Origin of the sequence: Ancylobacter sp. (assembly GCF_965249975.1) — a bacterium.
Classification (GTDB): Bacteria; Pseudomonadota; Alphaproteobacteria; order Rhizobiales; family Xanthobacteraceae; genus Ancylobacter.
The window spans coordinates 402,412-424,102 of record NZ_CBDFNE010000015.1; the positions used below are offsets into that span (position 1 = coordinate 402,412).

Sequence of the window (21,691 nt, forward strand, 5' to 3'; positions counted from 1 at the left end):
GGACGCATCATGTCTCTCATCCATGAGATCGACTACGGTACGCCGGCTCCGAAGACCGACAAGATGGTGACCCTCACCATCGACGGCATGGAAGTGACCGTGCCGGAAGGCACGTCCATCATGCGCGCGGCGATGGAGATGGGGACGCAGATCCCCAAGCTCTGCGCCACCGATTCGCTGGAAGCCTTCGGCTCCTGCCGTCTCTGCCTGATCGAGATCGAGGGCCGCAACGGTACCCCGGCCTCCTGCACCACGCCGGTGGCGCCGGGCATCAAGGTCCACACCCAGACCCCGCGGCTCGCCCAGCTGCGCAAGGGGGTGATGGAGCTTTATATCTCCGACCACCCGCTGGACTGCCTGACCTGCGCCGCCAATGGCGATTGCGAACTGCAGGACATGGCCGGCGCGGTCGGCCTGCGCGAAGTGCGCTACGGCATGGAGGGCGCGAACCACTTCGCCCCCTCGTCCGAGCTGGCCATGCCGAAGGACGAGTCGAACCCGTACTTCACCTATGATCCGGCCAAGTGCATCGTCTGCAATCGCTGCGTGCGCGCCTGCGAGGAAGTGCAGGGCACCTTCGCGCTGACCATTTCCGGCCGTGGCTTCGACAGCCGCGTCTCCCCCGGCCAGTCGGAAGCCTTCCTCACCTCGGAATGCGTGTCCTGCGGCGCCTGCGTGCAGGCCTGCCCGACCGCGACCCTTTCCGAGAAGCGCCTCATCGACATCGGCACGCCCGAGCATTCGGTGGTGACGACCTGCGCCTATTGCGGCGTCGGCTGTACCTTCAAGGCGGAAATGCGCGGCCAGGAAGTGGTGCGCATGGTGCCGTGGAAGGATGGCAAGGCCAATCGCGGCCATAGCTGCGTCAAGGGCCGCTTCGCCTGGGGCTATGCCATGCACCAGGACCGCATCCTCAAGCCGATGATCCGCTCCAAGGTCACCGAGCCGTGGCGCGAAGTCTCCTGGGAGGAGGCGATCGCCTACACCGCCTCCGAGCTGAAGCGCATCCAGGACACCTATGGCCGCAAGTCGGTCGGCGGCATCACCTCCTCGCGCTGCACCAATGAGGAAGCCTATCTCGTCCAGAAGATCATCCGCGCCGGCTTCGGCACCAACAATGTCGACACCTGCGCCCGCGTCTGCCATTCGCCGACCGGTTACGGCCTGAACCAGGCCTTCGGCACCTCGGCGGGCACGCAGGACTTCGACTCGGTCGAGGATTCCGATGTCATCCTGGTGATCGGCGCCAACCCGACCGACGGCCATCCGGTGTTCGGCTCGCGCATGAAGAAGCGCCTGCGCGAGGGCGCGAAGCTGATCGTCATCGATCCGCGCCGCATCGACCTCGTGCGTTCGCCCCACATCAAGGCGGATTTCCACCTGCCGCTGCAGCCGGGCACCAACGTCGCCATCGTCACCTCGCTCGCCCATGTCGTCGTGACCGAGGGGCTGGTGAACGAGGAATATGTCCGCCAGTTCTGCGACTGGGAGGAATTCCAGGACTGGGCCGAGTTCGTCGCCGATGCGCGTCACTCGCCCGAGGAAGTCGAGAAGCTCTCCGGCGTGCCGGCCGAGCAGATCCGCGGCGCGGCCCGGCTCTACGCCACCGGCGGCAATGCGGCGATCTATTACGGCCTCGGCGTCACCGAGCACTCGCAGGGCTCGACCACGGTGATGGCGATCGCCAACCTCGCCATGGCGACCGGCAATATCGGCCGCCGCGGTGTCGGCGTGAACCCGCTGCGCGGCCAGAACAACGTGCAGGGCTCGTGCGACATGGGCTCGTTCCCGCATGAGCTGCCGGGCTATCGCCACATCTCCGACGACGCCACCCGCGCCACCTTCGAGGCGATGTGGGGCCGCCCGCTCGATCCCGAGCCGGGCCTCCGCATTCCCAACATGCTGGACGCGGCCGTCGACGGAACCTTCAAGGCGATCTACATCCAGGGCGAGGACATTCTGCAGTCCGACCCCGACACGCATCACGTCGCCTCCGGCCTCGCGGCGATGGAGCTGGTGATCGTGCAGGACCTGTTCCTGAACGAGACCGCCGCCTACGCGCATGTGTTCCTGCCGGGCTGCACCTTCCTTGAGAAGGACGGTACCTTCACCAATGCCGAGCGCCGCATCCAGCTCGTGCGCAAGGTGATGGCGCCGAAGAATGGCTATGGCGACTGGGAAGTCACCCAGATGCTCGCCCGCGCCATCGGCCTGGACTGGAACTACAGCCACCCCGCCCAGATCATGGACGAGATCGCCGCGCTCACCCCGAGCTTCGCCGGCGTGTCGTTCAAGAAGCTGGACGAGATGGGCTCGGTGCAGTGGCCCTGCAACGACGCCAATCCCGAGGGCATGCCGATCATGCACATTGGCGGCTTCGCGCGCGGCAAGGGCAAGTTCGTCGTCACCGAATATGTGCCGACCGACGAGCGTTCGGGCCCGCGCTTCCCGCTGCTGCTCACCACCGGCCGCATCCTCAGCCACTACAATGTCGGCGCGCAGACCCGCCGCACCGAGAACGTGGCCTGGCATCCCGAGGACGTGCTGGAAATCCACCCGCACGACGCCGAGCAGCGTGGCGTGCGCGACGGTGACTGGGTGCGCATCGACAGCCGCGCCGGCTCCACCACCCTGCGCGCGCAGATCACCGATCGCGTGGCGCCGGGCGTCGTCTACACCACCTTCCACCACCCGACGACGCAGGCGAATGTCGTCACCACCGACTTCTCGGACTGGGCCACCAACTGCCCTGAGTTCAAGGTGACGGCGGTGCAGATCGCCCGCTCGAACGGCCCGTCCGAGTGGCAGGAAGACTATGACGAGTTCACCCGCCAGAGCCGCCGCATCGCGGTGGCGGCGGAGTGAGCGGGGCCTCGCGGTCATGATCCCGCCGGTCGCCCGCGTTGCGCGCCGCGCCGTCACCTCCACGGGTGTGACGGCGGGCGAGCGGGCGATCCCCGAAGAGACGCCCGTCGCCATCGTCCATAACGGCTCCACCTATGCCGTGATGATGGCGACGCCGGCCGATCTCGAGGATTTCGGCTATGGCTTCAGCCTGACCGAGGGCGTCATCGAAAGCCTCGCCGATGTCGAGCAGATCGAGACGCTCGAATTCGGCGAGGAGGACGGCGTCAGCGGCGTCGAGGTTCGCCTCTGGCTCACCGCCGCCCGCGCCGGCGAACAGGTCGCCCGCCGCCGCCAGATCGCCGGTCCCACGGGGTGCGGTCTGTGCGGGGTGGAGAGTCTGGAGCTGGCGGTGAAGCCCGCCCGCACCGTGCCGGAGGGTCGACGGTTCACCGCCGCGGAGATTTCCCGCGCCGTGGCCGCCCTGCCCCCAGCGCAGACGCTGAACCACCAGACCCGTGCCGTGCATGCGGCCGCGTTCTGGGAGCCGGACGCCGGGCTTGTGGCGGTACGCGAGGATGTCGGGCGCCACAACGCGCTCGACAAGCTCGTCGGCCATCTGGTTCGCAACGACCAGGAGGCCGGTGGCGGGTTGGTGTTGCTCACCAGCCGGGTGTCGATCGAGATGGTGCAGAAGACCGCCATGCTCGGCGCCTCGGTGCTGGTGGCGGTGTCGGCCCCGACCGCTCTCGCCGTCCGCACGGCGGAGAAGGCCGGCATCACCCTCGTCGCCATCGCCCGCGACGATGGATTTGAAGTTTTTACCCACCCCCATCGCATCGTGCTGGACGGGGCAGAGAAGGAGCGGATCGCCCATGTCGGCTAACACGATGGAACGTCTGGTCTATATGGCGAACCAGATCGGCAAGTTCTTCGAGCCGCAGGGCTATGAGAAGGCCGTGAAGGGCGTCGCCAAGCATATCAAGGACTTTTGGGATCCGCGCATGCGCGCGCGCATCGAGGACCACATCGCCGCCGGTGGCGAGGGCCTTGCCCCGCATGTGCTCGAGGCGCTGAAGTCGCTGCCGCCGGTCTCCCGCGACAGCATCCCTCTCCCGCGCCCGACCCAGGACATTCCCGGCCCGACCGCGCATCACCACTGAGGCCTGCGGCTTTACACGGGGCCGGCACGCCGCGAGGCGCTGCCGGCCTCGTCATGTCGGGGCTCTCGCGCCGGTGCCTTCCCTTAGGTCATGTGCCCGGGGCGGTTTTCCGCCGCATGATTTCGTGCGAATGGCCGGGTTCAGCGCCGAATCTTCGCCTTTCCATCACGCTTCCGCCATCGGCGCGCGTCATCCGATCCTCTACTGTGGGGCGGGCGAAGGCGCGGAGGATGGCGGGTCCATGCATGCAGACGGCCACGGATTTCTGATCGGGGCGCTGGTCTTCCTCGCCGCCGCCGTCATCGCCGTTCCGGTCGCGCGCCGGCTCGGCCTCTCGCCGATCGTGGGCTATCTGCTGGCCGGTGTCGCTATCGGACCTTCGGGCCTCGGCGCCTTCAACGATCCCGAACGGATCATCACCGTCGCCGAAATCGGCGTGGTGCTGCTGCTGTTCATCATCGGGCTGGAACTGCAATTCTCGCGGCTGCTGGCGCTGCGACGGGCGATCTTCGGCCTCGGCACCGCGCAGCTTCTGTTCAGCGGCGCCGCCATCGCCGTGCTCAGCCATTATGCCGCCCGCGATTTCGACTGGCGCGGGGCGCTGGTCGCCGGCATGGCACTGGCGCTGTCGGCCACCTCCATCGCGCTGCAACTGCTCGAAGAGAAGAGCGGCCTCGCCCAGCCCTATGGCCAGCGGGCCTTCGGCGTGCTGCTGTTCCAGGACATGGCGATCGTGCCGCTGCTCGCCCTTCTGCCCTTTCTCGGGCAGGGCGCGCATGAGGAGCACAGCTTCCTCGATTCGGCCGAGCATGTGGCGATCATCCTCGGGGCGATGCTGTTTATCGTCGGTGCCGGCCGCTATCTGTTGCCACTCGTGTTCCGCATCCTCGCCCATTCCGGCGCCCGGGAGGTGATGACGGCCGCCGCGCTCCTCGTCGTCCTCGGCGCCGGCGCGCTGATGGCGGCGGCGGGCATGTCGATGGCGCTGGGCGCGTTCCTCGCCGGCGTCATGCTCTCCGAATCCAATTTCCGCCATGAGCTGGAAGCCAATATCGAAGCCTTTCGCGGCCTGCTGATCGCCCTGTTCTTCATGGGCGTGGGCATGTCGATGAATCTCGACGTGGTGCTCGCCAACGCGCCCCTGCTCATCGTCGGCACGCTGATGGTGACGTTGGTGAAGGCGGTGTCGGTGTGGGCGGTGTTCCGCTTTTCCGACAGCACGCGCGCCGACGCCGTGCGCTCGGCCTCCGTGCTGACGCCGGCGGGTGAATTCTCCTTCGTGCTGTTTCCGCTCGCGCTCAGCCTGGGGCTGATCGATTCGCGCCAGTCGGACATGCTTGTGGCCTGTGCCGCCATGACCATGCTGCTCGGGCCCCCGGTGGCGCTGCTCGGCGAGCAGCTTGCCCGCCGGCTCGACCGCCGCGCGACCTTGCCGGACGAGGATTTCAGCGACGCGCATGGCTCGGTGCTGGTGGTCGGCTTCGGTCGCTTCGGCCAGATCGTGTCGCAGTGCCTGCTGGCGCGCGGGCTGGAGGTGACAATCATCGACAATGATGTCGAGATGATCCAGAACGCCGGCCGCTTCGGCTTCCGCATCTTCTATGGCGACGGCACGCGGCTCGACGTGCTGCGCGCCGCTGGCGCCGAGCGGGCGCGGGTGGTCGCCGTCTGCGTCGACCGGCGCGAGACCACCGACCGTATCGTCGAGATCATCCGCCAGAACATGCCCGATGTGCGCCTGCACGCCCGCGCCTATGACCGCACCCATGCGGTGGCGCTGCGCGGGCGCGGGGTGGATTTCGAGATCCGCGAGACCTTCGAATCGGCCCTCGCTTTCGGTGAAGCCGCGCTGCGCGCCAATGGCATCGATGCCGCCACCGCGCAGGCGACCGTGGCCGATGTGCGCCAGCGCGACCTGGAACGGCTGCGCCGGCAGCTGGCCGAAGGCGAGGATCGCGGGCCGCTGCCGCTCGAGCCCGAGCCGCTGGTCGCGCCCGAGCGCCCCGCTCGCCCGCTCAATCCGGAGGCGGAGGACGTGCTCAAGCACGAGACCGAGTTCTCATCCTGAGATGTGAACGCGCCGCTGCGAGGATGCCGGCGCTTTCGCACCCCACCCGTTCCAATTGTCGCATGGTCGGCATAGGCTTGGCCTAGACATTCGGCTTGAATGCAGCGGGCGCCGGCTCCGCAGCCGCGGCACGAGCGGGCGGGTGGCGTCGTATCGGGGAGAAAAGCAGATGCAGCTCGGAATCATCGGCCTCGGCCGCATGGGTGGAAATATCGCGCGCCGCCTCACCAAGGCCGGTCATGACTGCGTGGTGTGGGACCGCAACGAAGCCGCCGTGACGGAGCTGGGCGGCGAAGGCAACCGGCCCGCCGCCGATCTCGCCGATCTCGTCGCCAAGCTCGACGCCCCGCGCGCGATCTGGGTGATGCTGCCCGCCGGTGGCCCGACCGAGAGCACGATCGCCACCCTGACCGGCCTGCTGGCGCCGGGCGATGTCATCATCGATGGCGGCAATACCTTCTACAAGGACGACATTCGCCGCGCTGCCGAGCTGGAGCCCAAGGGCCTGCACTATATCGATGTCGGCACGTCAGGCGGCGTGTGGGGCCTGGAGCGCGGCTATTGCATGATGATCGGCGGCCCGAAGGAAGCGGTGGACCGGCTCGACCCGATCTTCTCCGCCCTCGCCCCGGGACTTGGCGACATTCCCCGCACCCCCGGCCGCGAGGACCGCGATGCCCGCGTCGAGCATGGCTACATGCATTGTGGCCCGGCCGGCTCCGGCCATTTCGTCAAGATGGTGCATAACGGCATCGAATACGGGCTGATGCAGGCCTATGCCGAAGGCTTCGAGATCCTGAAGAAGAAGAACTCCACCGACCTGCCGGAGAATGAGCGCTTCACCCTCGACATGGCCGATGTCGCCGAGGTGTGGCGTCGCGGCTCGGTGGTGTCGTCCTGGCTGCTCGATCTCTCCGCCATCGCCCTCACCAAGGATGAGACTCTCAGCGATTTCCCCGGCGAGGTCGCCGATTCCGGCGAGGGGCGCTGGACGGTGATGGCGGCGATCGAGGAAGCGGTGTCCGCCGAGGTGCTGTCCGCCGCGCTTTACACCCGCTTCCGCTCGCGCCAGGACCACACCTTCGGCGAGAAGCTTCTGTCGGCGATGCGCTTCCAGTTCGGCGGCCACACCGAATTCAAGACCAAGTGAGCGGCGGATAGCGATCCATGGGAAGCGAGTCCGTCGTTCTCGGCCAGAAGGTGCTGGCGCCCGATGCGGCGCCGGCACCGGCCTCGACCTTCTTCATCTTTGGCGCCTCGGGCGATCTCACCAAGCGCCTGCTGCTGCCCTCGCTCTACAACCTCGCCCATGAGGGCGTGCTGGTCGACGACTTCGCCATTGTCGGCGTCGACCATGTGGCGCAGAGCGAGGAGGACTACCGCGCCTTCCTCACCGACGCGGTGCGGGAACTGCCGGGCACGGTCGACCCCGAGGGCGAGACCTGGCGCTGGCTGATCAGCCGAATCTTCTACGTCTCCGGCGATTTCGAGGACCCCGCCACCTATGGGCGCATCCGCGAGCGGCTGGACCAGCGCAAGGCGCAGACCGGCAATGCGGTGTTCTATCTCGCCGTGGCGCCCCGCTTCTTCGCCACCATCTCCGAGCAGCTCGGCGCCGCCGGCCTGCTGAAGGAGGCGGAGGGCGCCTTTCGCCATGTCGTGGTGGAAAAGCCCTTCGGCTCCGACATGCCGTCGGCCAAGGCGCTCAACCGGCGCCTGCTGGCGGTGGCCGACGAGCGCCAAATCTACCGGATCGACCATTTCCTCGGCAAGGAAACGGTCCAGAACATGATGGCGCTGCGCTTCGGCAACGGCATTTTCGAGCCGATCTGGAGCAAGGAATATATCGACCATGTCCAGATCACCGCTGCCGAGACGGTGACGGTGGAACAGCGCGGCGGCTTCTACGATGCCACCGGCGCGCTGCGCGACATGGTGCCGAACCACATGTTCCAGCTGCTGGCCATGACCGCGATGGAGCCGCCGAACTCCTTCGATGCCGACGCGGTGCGCTCGGAAAAGACCAAGGTCATTGAAGCCATCCGACATATGCGCCCGAGCGAGGCGATCGGTGCGGCGGTGCGGGGCCAGTACCGCGCCGGCTTCGTCAATGGCCAGGCGGTGAAGGACTATCGCGACGAGAAGGACGTGCATCCCGACAGCCGCACCGAGACCTATGTGGCCCTGAAGTGCTTCGTCGATTCCTGGCGCTGGAACGGCGTGCCCTTCTATGTGCGCACCGGCAAGGCGCTGGCGGTACGGCGCACCGAGATCGCCATCCAGTTCAAGCGGGCGCCGGGCGTGCTGTTCCGCCACCTGCCCACGGCGCTGAAGCCGAACCTGATGGTGATCCATGTGCAGCCGGATGAGGGCGTTTCGCTGCGCTTCGCCGCCAAGGTGCCCGGCCGCAAGGTCCGGCTCTCGGATGTCGAGATGAGCTTCAAATATGCCGACTACTTCAAGGCGGCGCCGAGCACCGGCTATGAGACGCTGATCTATGACTGCCTGTGCGGCGACCCCACTTTGTTCCAGCGCGCCGACACGATCGAGGCCGGCTGGGAAGCGGTGGAGCCGATCCTGGAGGCGGTCAGCGGCGGCGAGAACGAGGTGCAGTTCTATTCCGCCGGCTCCAGCGGCCCGGCCATGTCGGATGTGATGCTGGCGCAGGACGGCTTCCAGTGGCTGCCGCTGGAGAGGGATCGCCCGCGATGAGCGCTTCGACCGAACTGACCCTCGAAGAGCGGGGAGGCGCCACCCGCCCGCCCGCGTCGCGCATCCGCCTCATGGTGTCGGATGTCGACGGCACGCTGGTGAACAAGGCCAAGGAGGTGACGCCGGCCACCATTGAGGCGGTGCGCCGCCTGCATGAAGCCGGCATCGCCTTCGCCGCCGTCTCTGCCCGCCCGCCGCGTGGCATGCGGCTGATGGTCGAGGCGCTGAATGTCGACCTGTTCGGCGGCTTCAATGGCGGCTGCATCCAGCGCCGGGATTTCTCGGTCGTCGAGGAACATTTCGTCTCGGCCGAGGCGGCGCGGGCCGGCATCGCCCTGATGCAGCCGCGCGGCGCGGCGGTCTGGGTGTTCGCCGATGACGAATGGTTCGTCACCGATCCCAATGGAACCTACGTCGCCGGCGAGATCCGCACCGTCGCCTTCCAGCCGACGGTGGTGGAGGATTTCGGCGACCATCTCACCCGCGCCGGCAAGATCGTGTTCTCCTCCACCGATTTCGACATGTTGGCGGCGAGCGAGTCGGAACTGCAGGCGCTGGTGGGAAGTGGCGCGACGGCGCGGCGCTCGCAGGCGAAATATCTCGACATGACGCCGCCCGGCACCGACAAGGGCTATGCGGCGCAGGCCTTCGCTCGGCATTACGGCGTGTCGATGGACGAGGTGGCCGTCATTGGCGACATGGCCAATGATTTGCCGATGTTCGCTGTCGGCGGCCTCGCCATCGCCATGGGGAATGGCGCGGCGGAGGTGAAGGAACAGGCGCATTTCGTCACCCGCACCAATGAGGAGGACGGCGTCGCCCACGCCATCGAGCGCTTCGTGCTGCCCCGCGCCCCCGGCGCCTGATCCGGCGCGAAGATCGTCCAGGCCGGGCGCACGCGCCCGGTCGCGGTTCGCCAGCTGTCCCAGATCATTTCACCGTTTCACGGAAACAGTGAAATGATCTAATTCTTTGTTTTGTCGCGTTTTCTTCACGCGAACCGTTATCCACTTCGCTCGAAAACGCTCCAGACCGGCGCGTCCGCGCTCACAAGATCTTCAACTGCGGGAACAGTCCTCCCGCATGTCCGTCATTTCCCTGCCGCCCGATGAGCCGCCGGCCCGGGCCGCAGGGAGAGGATGATGAAGCTGCAGAAATTCGCCATCGCCGACATTGCGCTGGAACGCACGCCCGGCACGGAGGCGGACATCTTCGTCGGCAATGCCGTCGATGAGCGCCACGGCGGGCCGATCACCATCGGCTATGGCCGCTACGCCCCCAACCAGACGCTGACGGAAACCATGGCGGTGGACGATGTGATGGTCGTCCTCGCCGGCCGGCTCTCGGTCGCGTCGGAGGGCGGCTCTGTCGAGGCCGGTCCGGGCGAGATCGTCTATATGCCGAAGGGCGAGACGGTGACCATCCTGGCGCGGGAGGAGGGCGCCCTCACCGCCTATGTCACATATCCCCATTGGCGCACCGCCCGCGAATAGGCCCCCGCCGCTGGGGACCCGCCCTGTTATCGCCGTGACACGCGGCGGCGCTAACAAGGCCCGGTACTTCGGTGTAGCGAGGGAAAATCATGCGCCTTTTTGCAGCGCTGCTGGCCGCCACGGCCTGCTTCATTGGCACCGCCGATGCGGCGAATGTCTATCCGATCGATCGCGCCACGATCCTGGCCGGCTCGGCTTTCGACTTCAAGGTCGAGTTCGCCGGTGTCGTGAAGCCGGAAGATGTGTCGATCACCATCAATGGCGAGCCTGCGGCGAAGATCCTCGGGAAGGATTTCGAGTTCATCGCCAGGGAAGAGGGCGTCGACGCCTCGGCCGTGCTGCTGCGCGCGGCCAAGGTGGTCAAGCCCGGCACCTACGCGGTTGAGGTGAAGGCCGGCAATGACACCAAGACGGCGCATTGGGACGTGTACGGCACCCCGGACGTGCCGAAGGCCAAGAACATCATCTTCTTCCTCGGCGACGGCATGTCGGTGGCGCACCGCACCGGCGCCCGGCTGCTCTCCAAGGGCATGACCGAGGGCAAGGCCAATGGCCGGCTCGCCATGGACGATCTCGACTACATGGCCTTTATCGGCACCTCGTCCACCAACGCCATCGCCACCGACAGCGCCAACACCATGTCGGCGCACATGACCGGCCACAAGACGGCGGTGAACGCGCTCGGCGTCTATGCCGACCGTACCAAGGACCCGCTGGACGACCCGCGGGTGGAAAACATCACCGAAGCGCTCGCCCGCACCGGCCGCAAGTCCGTCGGCATCGTCACCACCGCCGAGGTGGAAGACGCGACCCCGGCCGCCGTGGTCGCCCATACCCGCCTGCGCGACCGCAAGGCGGAGATCGTCGAGATGATGTTCGCGCTGAAGCCGGAAGTCGTGCTCGGCGGCGGCTCGGCCTATTTCCTGCCGAAAACCACCCCCGGCTCGAAGCGCAAGGACGAGCAGGACTTCATCAAGGCGTTTACCGAGGCCGGCTACAGCCTCGCCACCGACGCCGGCACGCTGCAGGCGGTGGGGCAGGCGAATGCCGGCAAGATTCTCGGCCTGTTCCACACCGGCAACATGGACTCGGTGCTCGACCGCAAATTCCTGAAGAAGGGCACGGTCGACAAGTTCCCCGACCAGCCCGGCCTCGTCGACATGACCAAGGTGGCGCTGGCCCAGCTGGCCAAGAACCCGGAAGGCTTCTTCCTGATGGTGGAAGGCGCCACCATCGACAAGATGTCGCATCCCATGGACTGGGACCGCGCCCTCTACGACACCATCGAGTTCGATCAGGCCCTGCGCGTGGCGATGGACTTCGCCAAGGAGCATCCCGACACGCTCGTCATCGCGACCCCGGATCACACCCACGGCGTCTCCATCATCGGCACCATTGACGACGACAAGCCGGGCGAGGACATGCGCGAGAAGGTGGGCGTCTACGCGGCGGCCGGCTTCCCCAACTACACCGACACTGACGGCGACGGCTATCCCGACAAGGTGGACGTGTCGCGCCGCCTCGCCGTGTTCGCCAACAACTTCCCGGACTATTACGAGACCTGGCGGCCGAAGATGAACGGTCCGTTCGACCCGGCGATCAAGAACGAGAAGGGCGAATACGTCGCCAACGCCGCCTATAAGGACCTGCCCGGCGCGGTGCTGCGCATCGGCAATATTCCGCGCTCGACCGACACCGCCGTGCATGCGGTGGATGACGGCATCCTGCAGGCTTCCGGCCCCGGCGCCGAAGCCTTCAAGGGTTATATGGAAGAAAGCGACGTGTACCGCGTGCTGGTCGAGGCGTTCGCCCTCGCCCCGGCGCCGAAGTGATCGCGGGCGACCCAGCGATGCTGTCGTCTCCGCCGGCCCCCACGGGGGCCGGCTTCTGCCGTCGCCGCGCCTTCCTCATCGGAAGCGCGCGGCTGCTGCTTGGGGCCGGTGGCGCCTCTCTGTGCGGCCTGCCCGCTGCCGCTGCCACGCGGCTCGACTTCGACGAGCTCTACGCCAAGGTCACCGTCTTGGGCCTGACCTTCTCCGACAAGGTGAAGAGCCTGAACGGCCGCGAGGTAACCATGCGCGGCTTCATGGCGCCGCCGCTGAAGGCCGAGGCCAATTTCTTCGTGCTGACCGAGATTCCGATGTCCATCTGCCCCTTCTGTTCCTCGGACAGCGACTGGCCGGACAATATCGTCGTGGTCTATCTCGACCGCGCCCAGACCTTTGTGCAGGCGAACGCACCGATCGACGTGACCGGACGGCTGGAGGTCGGCTCCTGGACCGACCCGCAAACCGGCTTCGTCAGCCTGCTGCGCCTGGTCGGCGCCGCCTTCCGGGCCGTGTGACCATGCCGGAACTTCACGTCCGCGACCTCGCCGTGCGTTTTCCGGGGCTGGAGCGGCCGGCGCTGGATATCCCCGCGCTCGACCTGCCCGCCGGCGCCCATGTGGCGCTCACCGGGCCCTCCGGTTCCGGCAAGACCACCTTCATCAACCTGCTCACCGGGCTCGACCGCGCCCCCGCCGGGCGGATCGTCTGGGGCGATACCGACATAGGCCGGCTGGGCGAGGGTGCCCGCGACCGTTGGCGTGCCGCGCATGTCGGGCTGGTGATGCAGGACTTTCACCTGTTCCCCGGCCTCTCGGCGCTGGAGAATGTGCTGCTGCCGCAGCGCCTGGCGGCGTTCCGGCTGGCGCCGATCCTGCGGGACGAGGCCAACCGCCTGCTGGCGCGGGTGGGCATCGCGCGCACCGGGCAGAAGGTGGAGACGCTTTCCCGCGGCCAGATGCAGCGCGTGGCCGTGGCCCGGGCGCTGGTGGCGCGTCCGCACATCCTCGTCGCTGACGAGCCAACCGCCAGTCTCGACGCCGATGCCGGGGCGGCGGTGGCGGAACTGCTTGTCGCTCTGGCACGCGAGGTGGGGGCGACCCTCATCGTGGCGACGCATGATGCCCGGCTCATCGCCGGCATGGCCCAGGTGCTGCGCCTCGAAGCGGGGCGGCTGGTGCCGGCGGACACGCGTCCAGCCGCGCCGGCGCACGCGGCCGTCGACCCTGCCGCCTAGCTCGTTTCCGGGGCACGCCGGGTCAACGGACGGGCTCCGGGCTTTGTTTGTTGCGCATTTCTCCCGCGAACCGCACCCCGCTTCGCTCGAAGATGCTTCAGGAGGCGCAGATGTTCCGGCTCATTGCGGCGGATCTCGTTCGGCATCGCTGGGGCGCGCTCGCCATTGCGCTCCTGATCGCGCTGGCGACCGCGCTCGGCGTGGCGGTCACGCTGGAAGAGCGGGCCCTGCGCCTTGGCAGCGCCCGGGCGGCGGCGGCCTTCGACCTCGTCATCGGCGCCCCCGGCAGCGAGACGCAACTGGTGCTCTCGGCGGTGTTCCTGCAGCCGGCGCCGCTGACCCTGTTGCCCGGCAGTGTGCTGGCCGCGTTGGCCGCCGACCCGCGCGTTGCCTACGCAGCGCCGGTCGGCTTCGGCGATTTTTCCGATGACCGGCCCCTCGTCGGCACCACCCAGCCGCTGGTCGACGGTCTCGGCGGCGTGACCGAGGGCCACAGTTTCCGCCGGCTGGGCGACGCTATCATCGGTGCCGCCGTGCCCCGCGCGCTCGGGGAGAGCTTCCATCCCATGCATGGGATGGCGGAAGCCCGTGGCGGGGTGCACAGCGCCATCACCTACCGAATCGTCGGGCGGCTGGCACCGACCGGCACCGCGTGGGACCGGGCCATCCTGGTGCCGATCGAGGCGGTGTGGCGCACCCATGCACCCGGCACCCACGGGGCTGAGGGCCATGGCAGCGAAGCTCACGGGCCCGAAGAGCACGAAGACGCGAACCACGCGGCCGAGGACCACGCGCCGGCGGAGGCGGAGCCGCGAAGCGCGCCGGACGCTTCGGAACCCGGCCCGGCCGCTGGCGCGCCGGCGCGGACCATCGCCGAGGCCCACAGGCAGCGGGAGCAGAACGAGGCCGCCGGCTTCGATGCCCCGATCAACCCGGCGGCGCTGACGGACCCCGATGCCCCGGGCGTGCCCGCCATCGTGGTGAAGCCACGCACCATCGCCGATGCCTACCGGCTGCGGCAGGCCTACCGCACCGACCACACGCTGGCTGTGTTTCCCGGCGAGGTGCTCACCCGCCTTTACGGCACGCTCGGCGATGCGCGGCAGATTCTCGCCTTCGTGACGCTCAACGCTCAGCTTCTGGTGGCTGCGGCGGTGCTGCTGGTGGTGCTCATCCATGTCATGGGTCGCCGTCGTCAGATCGGTGCGCTCAGGGCCTTCGGCGCGCCGCGCGCGGTGGTATGTGCCGTCGTCTGGTTGGAGGCGGTGCTGGTGATCGGCGCCGGGCTGGCGGGCGGATTCGCGCTCGGCTATGGCGTCGCCCGGATGCTGGCGCGGCAGATCTCGACGCAGACCGGCGTGGTGCTGCCGGTGGGCTTCGCCGCCGAGGATGGCGTGGCCTTTCTGCTGCTGTTCGCCATTGGCGGGCTGGCGGCGCTGCTGCCGGCCATGCTGGCCTATCGCCAGTCCCCTGCGGCTGCCCTTCGCGCCTGACGCGCTGCGCGGGCGGCATGGTCAGACGCCGGTGATTCGCCGCGCATTGCCTGGAGGCTTGCGTTCCGGCCATCGGCCGCGCCGCGCTGGAACAACGCCAGACGCCGACTGTTCAGATCGACGTCTTTATCGGGAATGTCTTGGGGGAGGAGAGATTTGGTGGAGCCAGGCGGAATCGAACCGCCGACCTCTTGAATGCCATTCAAGCGCTCTCCCAACTGAGCTATGGCCCCACCGAGGGCGCCGGATGCGTGGAGCGCCGGAGCGCTGCACCTTGGGTTCTCATCCGGTCTTTCCGGCCCGGATCGCTCCGGGACGGGACGCTCGTAAACCACAGGACGGATCGGACTGCAAGCCTCGATTTTAAATCGAGTGATCCGTCCCCAGGGCTTTCCTCTTTCAGCTCTCTTCGTCGTCCTCGATGCCGTCGCCGATGAGATCGGTCACGTCATCATCGCCATCCTCGTCTTCTTCGAGGAAGGTGTCGTCGTCATCGGTCGCGACCTCGTCGTCGTCGATTTCAAGATCGTCGTCGACGGCCGCCGCCTTCGAGGTGCCGGCGGCTTCCTCGTCGGCATCCTCCAGCGAGACCAGCTCGACATCGGCGACCTCTTCCAGGTCGGGATCGGCCGCAACAGCGGCGACGCGCGGGGCTTCCACGCGGCCGCGGGTGACCGGAAGGGTGATCGGCACGATCTGGCCGGTATAGGGCGAGATCACCGGATCCTTGTTCAGGTCGTAGAACTTCCGCCCGGTGACGGGGCAGACGCGCTTGGTGCCTAATTCAGGTTTCACCACGGTTTCGGACCTCGGGTGGTGATGGAAAGGGTGCTCCCATTGAACCGCTGAGGGGGCGGAGTCAAGCCGCATCTGCACGGGCCGTGGCGGCTGGCCGGCCCCCGTGCTAGGAGGGGCCCCGCATTGTGGCGCCGCAGGAGGCTTCTCCCGGCGTTCCGCGTTACCGCCCCCGGCCGGGCGGTTCCCCGATCGATCGCAAGACAAGGCTTGAGTGATGAGCAGCACCGGTCACGCCACCCTCCCCGTTCCCGCCCTTGCCCGCCGCTCCCCGGCGCTGAAGGGCCGGGTGCGCGTGCCCGGCGACAAGTCGGTCTCGCACCGCTCGCTCATCTTCGGCGCGCTCACCGTCGGCGAGACCCGCATTTCCGGCCTTCTGGAGGGCGAGGACGTGCTGAACACCGCCAAGGCCTGTGCCGCGCTCGGCGCGGATGTGGAGCGGGTGGGCGAGGGCGAATGGCGGGTGCACGGCGTCGGCGTCGGCGGGCTGCGCGCGCCCGAGGGCGTTCTGGATTTCGGTAATGCCGGCACCGGCTCGCGGCTGATGATGGGCGTGGTCGCCGGCAACCCGATCACCGCGACCTTCGACGGCGATGCCAGCCTGCGCCGCCGGCCGATGCGCCGCATTCTCGACCCGCTGGAGAAGATGGGCGTCGTCGTCGTCGATGCCGCCGAGGGCGGGCGCCCTGCCGCTCACCCTCAAGGGGCCGCAGGAGCTGGTGCCGATCACCTATGAGAGCCCGGTCGCCTCGGCGCAGATCAAGTCCGCCGTGCTGCTCGCCGGGCTCGGCGCGCCGGGCGAGACGACGGTGATCGAGAAGGAGGCGAGCCGCGACCATACCGAGCGCATGCTCACCCATTTCGGCGCCGAGGTGACGGTGGAGCCCTATGGCGACCATGGCCGCAAGGTGACGCTGAAGGGCCGGCCGGAGCTGAAGCCGGCGCCGATCCATGTGCCCGCAGACCCTTCCTCCGCCGCCTTCCCGCTGGTGGCGGCGCTGATCGTGCCGGGCTCGGAGGTGGTGATCGAAGGCGTGATGACCAACCCGCTGCGCACCGGATTGTTCATCACCCTCAAGGAGATGGGCGCCGACATCGCCTTCGAGAACGAACGCGTCGAGGGCGGCGAGAGCGTCGCCGACATCCGCGTGCGCGCCTCGGCGCTGACGGGCGTCAATGTGCCGGCAGAACGGGCGCCCTCGATGATCGACGAGTATCCGGTGCTGGCCGTGGCGGCCGCCTTCGCCTCTGGTGAGACGCGGATGAACGGGCTTTCCGAATTGCGGGTGAAGGAATCGGACCGCCTCGCGGCGGTGGCGGATGGGCTTGCGCAGGCGGGCGTTTCCTATCGCATCGAGGGCGACGACCTCATCGTCACCGGCGCCGGGGCGGCGGCGGGGGGCGGAACGGTGGCCACGCACATGGATCACCGCATTGCCATGAGCTTCCTCGTCATGGGCCTCGCCACCGACAAGCCGTTGAAAGTGGACGATATTTCCTTCATCGCCACCTCCTTCCCCACCTTCTTGCCGCAGATGCGGGCGCTGGGGGCGGTGATCGAGAGCGAGGCCGGGGCGTGATCATCGCGCTGGACGGACCGGCCGCTTCGGGCAAGGGCACCATCGCCCGGCGGCTGGCCGCGCATTTCCGCCTGCCGCATCTCGACACCGGGCTGCTCTACCGCGCGGTGGGTGCCAAGGCCTTGGCAGAACACGTCAATTTCGATGACGCCGCCGCCCTCGAACGCCTCGCCGGCGCGCTCGACCTCGCCGCCCTCGACCCCGAATCGCTGAAATCCGGCGCCGTGGGCGAGGCCGCCTCGCGCGTCGCCGCCCTGCCGGGCGTGCGCGCCAAGCTATTGACCTTGCAGCAGGATTTCGCTCGCCAGCCCGGCGGGGCGGTGCTGGACGGGCGCGATATCGGCACCGTCATCGCGCCGCAGGCGGAGGTGAAAATCTTCGTCACCGCGACGCCGGAAGCCCGCGCCGCGCGCCGCCATGCCGAGCTTGTCCAGCGCGGCGAAGCCGTCACCTTCGAGCAGGTGCTGGCGGATATTCGCAAGCGTGATGAACGGGATAGCGGGCGCGCCAGCGCCCCGCTGATCCGCGCCGACGATGCCGAGATCCTCGACAACACCCATCTCGGCGTGGAGGAAAGCTGGCAAGCGGCGCTCGCCATCGTCGCCCGCCGGCAGGCTTTGGGAGGGGCGCGATGAGCGGGACTAGTGAGTCCGATGAGGTGGACGATGCGGCCGACCTGACCGGGAAGGCCCCGGCGGAGGACAAGCTCGCCCGCGGCAAGGCGCGGCTCTCCGCCATCACCGGACGCTCCGGCGAGGAGGTGATGGCCGCGCTCGGCGATGTCGCCCCGGATTTCGCCCGCTACATTTTCGAGTTCGGCTATGGCGATGTCTATTCCCGCCCGGGGCTGGATCTGCGCGCCCGCATGCTCGCCACCGTCGCCGGGCTGGTCTGCCTCGGCCATGCCGAGCGGGAGCTGCGCGTGCATATCGGCTCGGCGCTGAATGTGGGGGCGACGCGGGACGAGGTGGTGGAGGTCATCATGCAGATGGCGCTCTATGCCGGCTTCCCCGCCGCGCTCGACGCGCTGCTCATCGCCAAGGAAGTGTTCGCCGCGCGCGGCCTCGCCCCCGTGGCGGGGTAGGCCATGCGGCGCGTGCTGGTCATCGGCATCGGCATGGGCGAGGCGGAAGGGCTCACCGGCCACGCCATCTCGGCCCTTGCCCGCGCCGAGGTGTTCTTCCTGCTCGACAAGGGGGAGGGTGCGGGGGAACTGGTGGCGGCGCGTGAAGCGCTGATCGCCCGCTTCGGCAGGCCCGGCCACCGCGTGGTGCGGGCGCCGAGCCCGCCCCGCCGCCCGGCCGCTTTCGCGGGCGCGCGCGAAACCTATGAAGGCGCGGTGGCGGACTGGCACGACGCCCGCGCCCGCCTGCTCGCCGGCCTCATCGCCGGGGAACTGCCGGAGGAGGGCACGGGGGCGATCCTCGTCTGGGGCGACCCGATGCTCTATGATTCGACCCTGCGGGTGCTCAGCGCGGCGCGGGCGCAGGCGGAATTCACCGTCGAGGTGTTTCCCGGCCTCACGGCGCTGCAGGCGCTGTGCGCGGCGCATGCCATCCCGCTCAACGCCATTGGCGAGGAAGTGGCGCTCACCACCGGGCGCAATGTGGCGCAAGCGACGCCCGCTTCCCCCGCCTTCGCCGTGCTGCTGGACGATGGTTCCGGCCTCGCCGCGCTGGCGGCGCGGGGCTTTGAGGGCGACATCTGGTGGGGCGCCAATCTCGGCACGTCAGCGCAGGTGCTGCTGCACGGGCGGCTCGGCGCGGTCGCGGGCGAGATCGCGCAAATGAGGGCGCAGGTGAAGGCGGCGCGCGGCTGGGTGATGGATGTGTGGCTGGCCCGGGCGCTGCCCCCCGGCTGAGGCGCCGGGCGCCTCCCGCGATAGGTGTTGGCGCGAGAGCTTGGCGCGCTTGGCGCGCGCGCATTCCCCGGCATAATGGGCGCGCAACGCAGCCGCGAGGAGCCCGCCATGGCCACCGACCCGCGTGACGATTCGCTTGAGGATGCCGCCCGCCGCCCCGGCCTGCCCGCGCGCCCCGTGCCGGCCCGGCCTGCCGCGCCCGGCCGGGCGGAGCCCGCGCCCCGGGCAGAGGCCGCCTCCCCCGTGCTCGCCTGGCTCGCCGCCCCGCCCACGCACCCTCAGGAGATGAAGGCGGCGGGCGAAATCCGCCTCGGCCCGCTCCGCCTCGCCGGCGGCGCCCGCATGACCCCCGCCGCCGTCCTCGCGGCCGGCGTGTGCACCGGGCTGATCCTTATGGGCGTGGCGGCGGTGGTCCGGGCGGGGAGGCGGTGATCCTTCTGCCGGGACAAGCGCTCAGCCCCCGCCGGGCGCTGCGCATGCGGAGCCCCGGCTTCAACGCGCTGCCGCCAGCGTCATCCCGGAAGGACCGCAGGTCCTGTCCGGGATCGTGTCCCAAGCCTGGTAGACGATCCCGGCCCTTCGCCTTCGGCCGGGATGACGGTCTCAAGAATGGAGCCAACATACCGGCGCCTTGGGGCGGAAGCGATGGAGAGCAGACTGCTGAAGACAGATGGCGGATGACTGATGACGCTTTATTTGCTGAAATGGCAGCTCATGTGATTCTAAAATTAACCTGCCCGTGATTTGCGCCTTCAAAAAGGCGACCACGTTGCGATTCAAGATTCGAGAGAATTATGCTTTCTTTTGCAACGGAGTTTCCTGTTCCATCAGAGGGTGTGGAATCGATTTTTTTGGCTACAATTAAGAAGTGGATTATTGAATCGCCTCACACCGCTTTTACAGAGTCGGATATAGCGCACGTTGGTCTCGGCGATGAATTTAATGTTCAAGTCGGGAGTCAAATTCTATCTTCGATTTCAGTATCAAATAACAATGAAGTTACTTTAGCGTCTAAACTCGTTGCTGAAGATAGGGATATTGAATGGACTACAAGCATCGTACTTCATAAAAATGGAGAAGAGTGCTGGATAGGCGTTCGGACCTCTCGCGAGGCGCGGAATGCCACCGTATCTCTTCCCATGGCCAAGAAGCCAGTCATAGTTAGATTGATTCTTGACGCGTTGGGTGGCGCCAATGATGGCGACCTCGCGGTTCAAGGGATGCCAAGATTTTTAACAAACAATGAGATCGCGCTCGCCGCCCAGATAGTGCTTGGTTCGATCGAGACGAGACTTCCAGTCGTATACGTTAGCGTATCGTTTAATGGTCGACCCGCAGTCGACCCAAGCACCCTAGCAAAAGAATTATCTGGTATGGCTCATGTTGTGGTAGAGCCAAATCGTCCATTTTCGCAGCGCTTGCAGCTAGAGGTTAACTCGCTTAACGTTTATGGAGGCGTTGTCGGGATATATTGGCCAGATGCGGCTGGTAGGCGATTGTTTTTCCGACCTTATGATTATCACAAAGCTGCAGATCTTAGAGGAGATATATTTTCAGCCATAAGGACCTCTTTGGTAAATCGGCAGCCTCTTTACAATTGTACTTGGGATTCGGCGAAGGAGGCTCTATCAAGAAAAATTGTTTCGGAGCTTAAGGCCGTCGACTCTAAGGAGGTCGATTACTATATTGAGCAGTTTGATCAGGAGCTTGCTTCGGTAAAGCAAAATCTCGCTTCTTCTGAAAAAGAAATATCTCGACTGAAGAGCGAAATCAGGCGCTATGAGGCCATGAGCCCCCCTGCCGTAGGGTTGGCGATCAATCCCGGATCAGAGCAGGAATTTTATCCGAGAGAGATATTAAGTTGTATAATTGACGTCCTTACGGATGCGAAGAACAATCTAGGTTCGGATAGTAGGCGGAGGCATTTGATAGAATCTGTCATCAATGCCAATCCGGCGACAAATGAAGCTGGCTCCGAGCGCGCGAAGCTTAAGTCGCTATTGAAGTCCTATAAGAAGATGGATGGAAAGGTGCGTGCAGAGCTAACAGGAATGGGCTTTGCGATTTCGGAAATCGGGAAGCACTATAAGCTAATATATAAGAACGATCCAAGATATACATTTACGCTTCCAAAGACAGGGGGCGATGTGAGAGGCGGGCTAAACTCGGTTAGCGACATAGCTAAAAGGCTGTTTTAACTCCCCCTCCCCCCCAACCGCTTGCCCTTCCCCTCCCCTTGCGCTATTGCACGCGCGTGTCCGGGCCACCATTTATCGAGGCGGTCCATCGGGAGGGCCGGAGGCGCGGGATGCGCGCTCTCCGTCGCTTGGAGGCCTGCCCTCCGATTCCCGCCTCGCGGCTTGCCCCGGACCCATGCAACTTATCTCGGCGGCGTGCCCGTGCGTGACGACCCCTTCGCCAAGGGGCCGCGCCCGGACCGGCGCCGAACAGGCGTTTACCCGGAGTGCGATCCGATCCGATTGAGTCAGTCGGATCGGTACATCGCCCTCTAAGCTCTAAGCCTTTTCTCCCGCGGCCAGCGCGCCGGGTCCGCTCCTTCAAGGGGTGGACAGCGCCGGGCCTGCCAGACCCGGCGTCCGTGGGAAAGAAGGCTCATTC

At 67.0% G+C, this 21,691-nt stretch carries 18 protein-coding genes, 1 tRNA gene and 1 pseudogene; 18 read left to right on the plus strand and 2 right to left on the minus strand.

The genetic code is table 11. The annotated features are described in order from the left end of the window. Positions 1-9 precede the first annotated feature (9 nt). The 12 genes from fdhF to ACP2AH_RS12725 all read left to right on the plus strand — a co-directional run bounded on the left by fdhF (position 10) and on the right by ACP2AH_RS12725 (position 14,836). The gene (gene fdhF / locus ACP2AH_RS12670) at positions 10-2,865 is read left to right on the plus strand and encodes a formate dehydrogenase subunit alpha (RefSeq protein WP_425106110.1); all 2,856 of its coding nucleotides are present in this window, start codon (positions 10-12) and stop codon (positions 2,863-2,865) included. Positions 2,866-2,881: 16 nt separating this feature from the next. Continuing rightward, positions 2,882-3,730, plus strand: coding sequence for a formate dehydrogenase accessory sulfurtransferase FdhD (fdhD, locus tag ACP2AH_RS12675; RefSeq protein ID WP_425106111.1), 849 nt, complete (start codon positions 2,882-2,884; stop codon positions 3,728-3,730). After that, the gene (locus ACP2AH_RS12680; RefSeq protein ID WP_425106112.1) at positions 3,720-4,007 is read left to right on the plus strand and encodes a formate dehydrogenase subunit delta; all 288 of its coding nucleotides are present in this window, start codon (positions 3,720-3,722) and stop codon (positions 4,005-4,007) included. The genes fdhD and ACP2AH_RS12680 overlap by 11 nt, the downstream gene beginning before the upstream one ends. Positions 4,008-4,248: 241 nt before the next feature. Further along, positions 4,249-6,075, plus strand: coding sequence for a monovalent cation:proton antiporter-2 (CPA2) family protein (locus ACP2AH_RS12685; protein ID WP_425106113.1), 1,827 nt, complete (start codon positions 4,249-4,251; stop codon positions 6,073-6,075). A gap of 142 nt (positions 6,076-6,217) precedes the next feature. Then, positions 6,218-7,225, plus strand: coding sequence for a phosphogluconate dehydrogenase (NAD(+)-dependent, decarboxylating) (gene gnd, locus ACP2AH_RS12690; protein ID WP_425106114.1), 1,008 nt, complete (start codon positions 6,218-6,220; stop codon positions 7,223-7,225). A 17-nt stretch (positions 7,226-7,242) separates the two neighbouring features. Then, on the plus strand, positions 7,243-8,787 hold the full coding sequence (gene zwf, locus ACP2AH_RS12695; protein ID WP_425106115.1) for a glucose-6-phosphate dehydrogenase: 1,545 nt from the start codon (positions 7,243-7,245) through the stop codon (positions 8,785-8,787). After that, the gene (locus ACP2AH_RS12700) at positions 8,784-9,653 is read left to right on the plus strand and encodes a Cof-type HAD-IIB family hydrolase (RefSeq protein WP_425106116.1); all 870 of its coding nucleotides are present in this window, start codon (positions 8,784-8,786) and stop codon (positions 9,651-9,653) included. Before zwf ends, ACP2AH_RS12700 begins: the two co-directional genes overlap by 4 nt. A 276-nt stretch (positions 9,654-9,929) precedes the next feature. Next, positions 9,930-10,280, plus strand: coding sequence for an ethanolamine utilization protein (locus ACP2AH_RS12705; protein ID WP_425106117.1), 351 nt, complete (start codon positions 9,930-9,932; stop codon positions 10,278-10,280). Positions 10,281-10,369: 89 nt separating this feature from the next. Then, positions 10,370-12,112: an alkaline phosphatase gene (locus ACP2AH_RS12710; RefSeq protein WP_425106118.1), complete on the plus strand. Its 1,743-nt coding sequence runs from the start codon at positions 10,370-10,372 to the stop codon at positions 12,110-12,112. A gap of 17 nt (positions 12,113-12,129) precedes the next feature. Then, positions 12,130-12,624 carry a hypothetical protein gene (locus ACP2AH_RS12715; RefSeq protein ID WP_425106119.1) on the plus strand — a complete coding sequence of 165 codons (495 nt, stop codon included), beginning with the start codon at positions 12,130-12,132 and terminating at the stop codon, positions 12,622-12,624. A gap of 2 nt (positions 12,625-12,626) precedes the next feature. Beyond that, positions 12,627-13,343, plus strand: a complete 717-nt coding sequence (locus tag ACP2AH_RS12720) for an ABC transporter ATP-binding protein (RefSeq protein ID WP_425106120.1) — start codon at positions 12,627-12,629, stop codon at positions 13,341-13,343. Positions 13,344-13,453: 110 nt separating this feature from the next. After that, on the plus strand, positions 13,454-14,836 hold the full coding sequence (locus ACP2AH_RS12725; RefSeq protein WP_425106121.1) for an FtsX-like permease family protein: 1,383 nt from the start codon (positions 13,454-13,456) through the stop codon (positions 14,834-14,836). Positions 14,837-14,993: 157 nt separating this feature from the next. On the opposite strand, the gene ACP2AH_RS12730 is transcribed toward ACP2AH_RS12725, so the two are convergent. After that, positions 14,994-15,069 (minus strand) — tRNA-Ala (locus tag ACP2AH_RS12730). A gap of 166 nt (positions 15,070-15,235) precedes the next feature. After that, positions 15,236-15,634, minus strand: a complete 399-nt coding sequence (locus tag ACP2AH_RS12735) for a TIGR02300 family protein (RefSeq protein ID WP_425106122.1) — start codon at positions 15,632-15,634, stop codon at positions 15,236-15,238. Between the two features lie 214 nt (positions 15,635-15,848). Here ACP2AH_RS12735 and aroA point away from each other — a divergent pair. The 6 genes and pseudogenes from aroA to ACP2AH_RS12765 all read left to right on the plus strand — a co-directional run bounded on the left by aroA (position 15,849) and on the right by ACP2AH_RS12765 (position 21,270). Beyond that, positions 15,849-17,211 (plus strand): annotated as a pseudogene (gene aroA / locus ACP2AH_RS12740) (3-phosphoshikimate 1-carboxyvinyltransferase). Further along, entirely contained in the window at positions 17,208-17,846 is a 639-nt protein-coding gene (gene cmk / locus ACP2AH_RS12745; protein WP_425106123.1) for a (d)CMP kinase, read from the plus strand. Before aroA ends, cmk begins: the two are co-directional and overlap by 4 nt. Continuing rightward, on the plus strand, positions 17,843-18,295 hold the full coding sequence (locus tag ACP2AH_RS12750) for a carboxymuconolactone decarboxylase family protein (protein ID WP_425106124.1): 453 nt from the start codon (positions 17,843-17,845) through the stop codon (positions 18,293-18,295). The genes cmk and ACP2AH_RS12750 overlap by 4 nt, the downstream gene beginning before the upstream one ends. 3 nt (positions 18,296-18,298) lie before the next feature. Continuing rightward, positions 18,299-19,072, plus strand: coding sequence for a precorrin-6A synthase (deacetylating) (cobF, locus tag ACP2AH_RS12755; protein WP_425106125.1), 774 nt, complete (start codon positions 18,299-18,301; stop codon positions 19,070-19,072). 108 nt (positions 19,073-19,180) lie between these two features. Then, the gene (locus ACP2AH_RS12760; RefSeq protein ID WP_425106126.1) at positions 19,181-19,504 is read left to right on the plus strand and encodes a hypothetical protein; all 324 of its coding nucleotides are present in this window, start codon (positions 19,181-19,183) and stop codon (positions 19,502-19,504) included. Positions 19,505-19,866: 362 nt separating this feature from the next. Then, complete coding sequence (locus ACP2AH_RS12765; protein WP_425106127.1) at positions 19,867-21,270, plus strand: PspA/IM30 family protein; 1,404 nt, start codon at positions 19,867-19,869, stop codon at positions 21,268-21,270. Positions 21,271-21,691 lie beyond the last annotated feature (421 nt).

Coding starts and splice junctions, on each gene's coding strand:
- fdhF (WP_425106110.1), top strand. CDS start 10: ATGTCTCTCATCCATGAGATCGACTACGGTACGCCGGCTCCGAAGACC.
- ACP2AH_RS12750 (WP_425106124.1), top strand. CDS start 17,843: ATGAGCGGGACTAGTGAGTCCGATGAGGTGGACGATGCGGCCGACCTG.
- ACP2AH_RS12700 (WP_425106116.1), top strand. CDS start 8,784: ATGAGCGCTTCGACCGAACTGACCCTCGAAGAGCGGGGAGGCGCCACC.
- ACP2AH_RS12720 (WP_425106120.1), top strand. CDS start 12,627: ATGCCGGAACTTCACGTCCGCGACCTCGCCGTGCGTTTTCCGGGGCTG.
- ACP2AH_RS12685 (WP_425106113.1), top strand. CDS start 4,249: ATGCATGCAGACGGCCACGGATTTCTGATCGGGGCGCTGGTCTTCCTC.
- ACP2AH_RS12710 (WP_425106118.1), top strand. CDS start 10,370: ATGCGCCTTTTTGCAGCGCTGCTGGCCGCCACGGCCTGCTTCATTGGC.
- ACP2AH_RS12725 (WP_425106121.1), top strand. CDS start 13,454: ATGTTCCGGCTCATTGCGGCGGATCTCGTTCGGCATCGCTGGGGCGCG.
- zwf (WP_425106115.1), top strand. CDS start 7,243: ATGGGAAGCGAGTCCGTCGTTCTCGGCCAGAAGGTGCTGGCGCCCGAT.
- ACP2AH_RS12760 (WP_425106126.1), top strand. CDS start 19,181: ATGGCCACCGACCCGCGTGACGATTCGCTTGAGGATGCCGCCCGCCGC.
- ACP2AH_RS12765 (WP_425106127.1), top strand. CDS start 19,867: ATGCTTTCTTTTGCAACGGAGTTTCCTGTTCCATCAGAGGGTGTGGAA.
- ACP2AH_RS12715 (WP_425106119.1), top strand. CDS start 12,130: ATGCTGTCGTCTCCGCCGGCCCCCACGGGGGCCGGCTTCTGCCGTCGC.
- cobF (WP_425106125.1), top strand. CDS start 18,299: ATGCGGCGCGTGCTGGTCATCGGCATCGGCATGGGCGAGGCGGAAGGG.
- ACP2AH_RS12705 (WP_425106117.1), top strand. CDS start 9,930: ATGAAGCTGCAGAAATTCGCCATCGCCGACATTGCGCTGGAACGCACG.
- fdhD (WP_425106111.1), top strand. CDS start 2,882: ATGATCCCGCCGGTCGCCCGCGTTGCGCGCCGCGCCGTCACCTCCACG.
- ACP2AH_RS12680 (WP_425106112.1), top strand. CDS start 3,720: ATGTCGGCTAACACGATGGAACGTCTGGTCTATATGGCGAACCAGATC.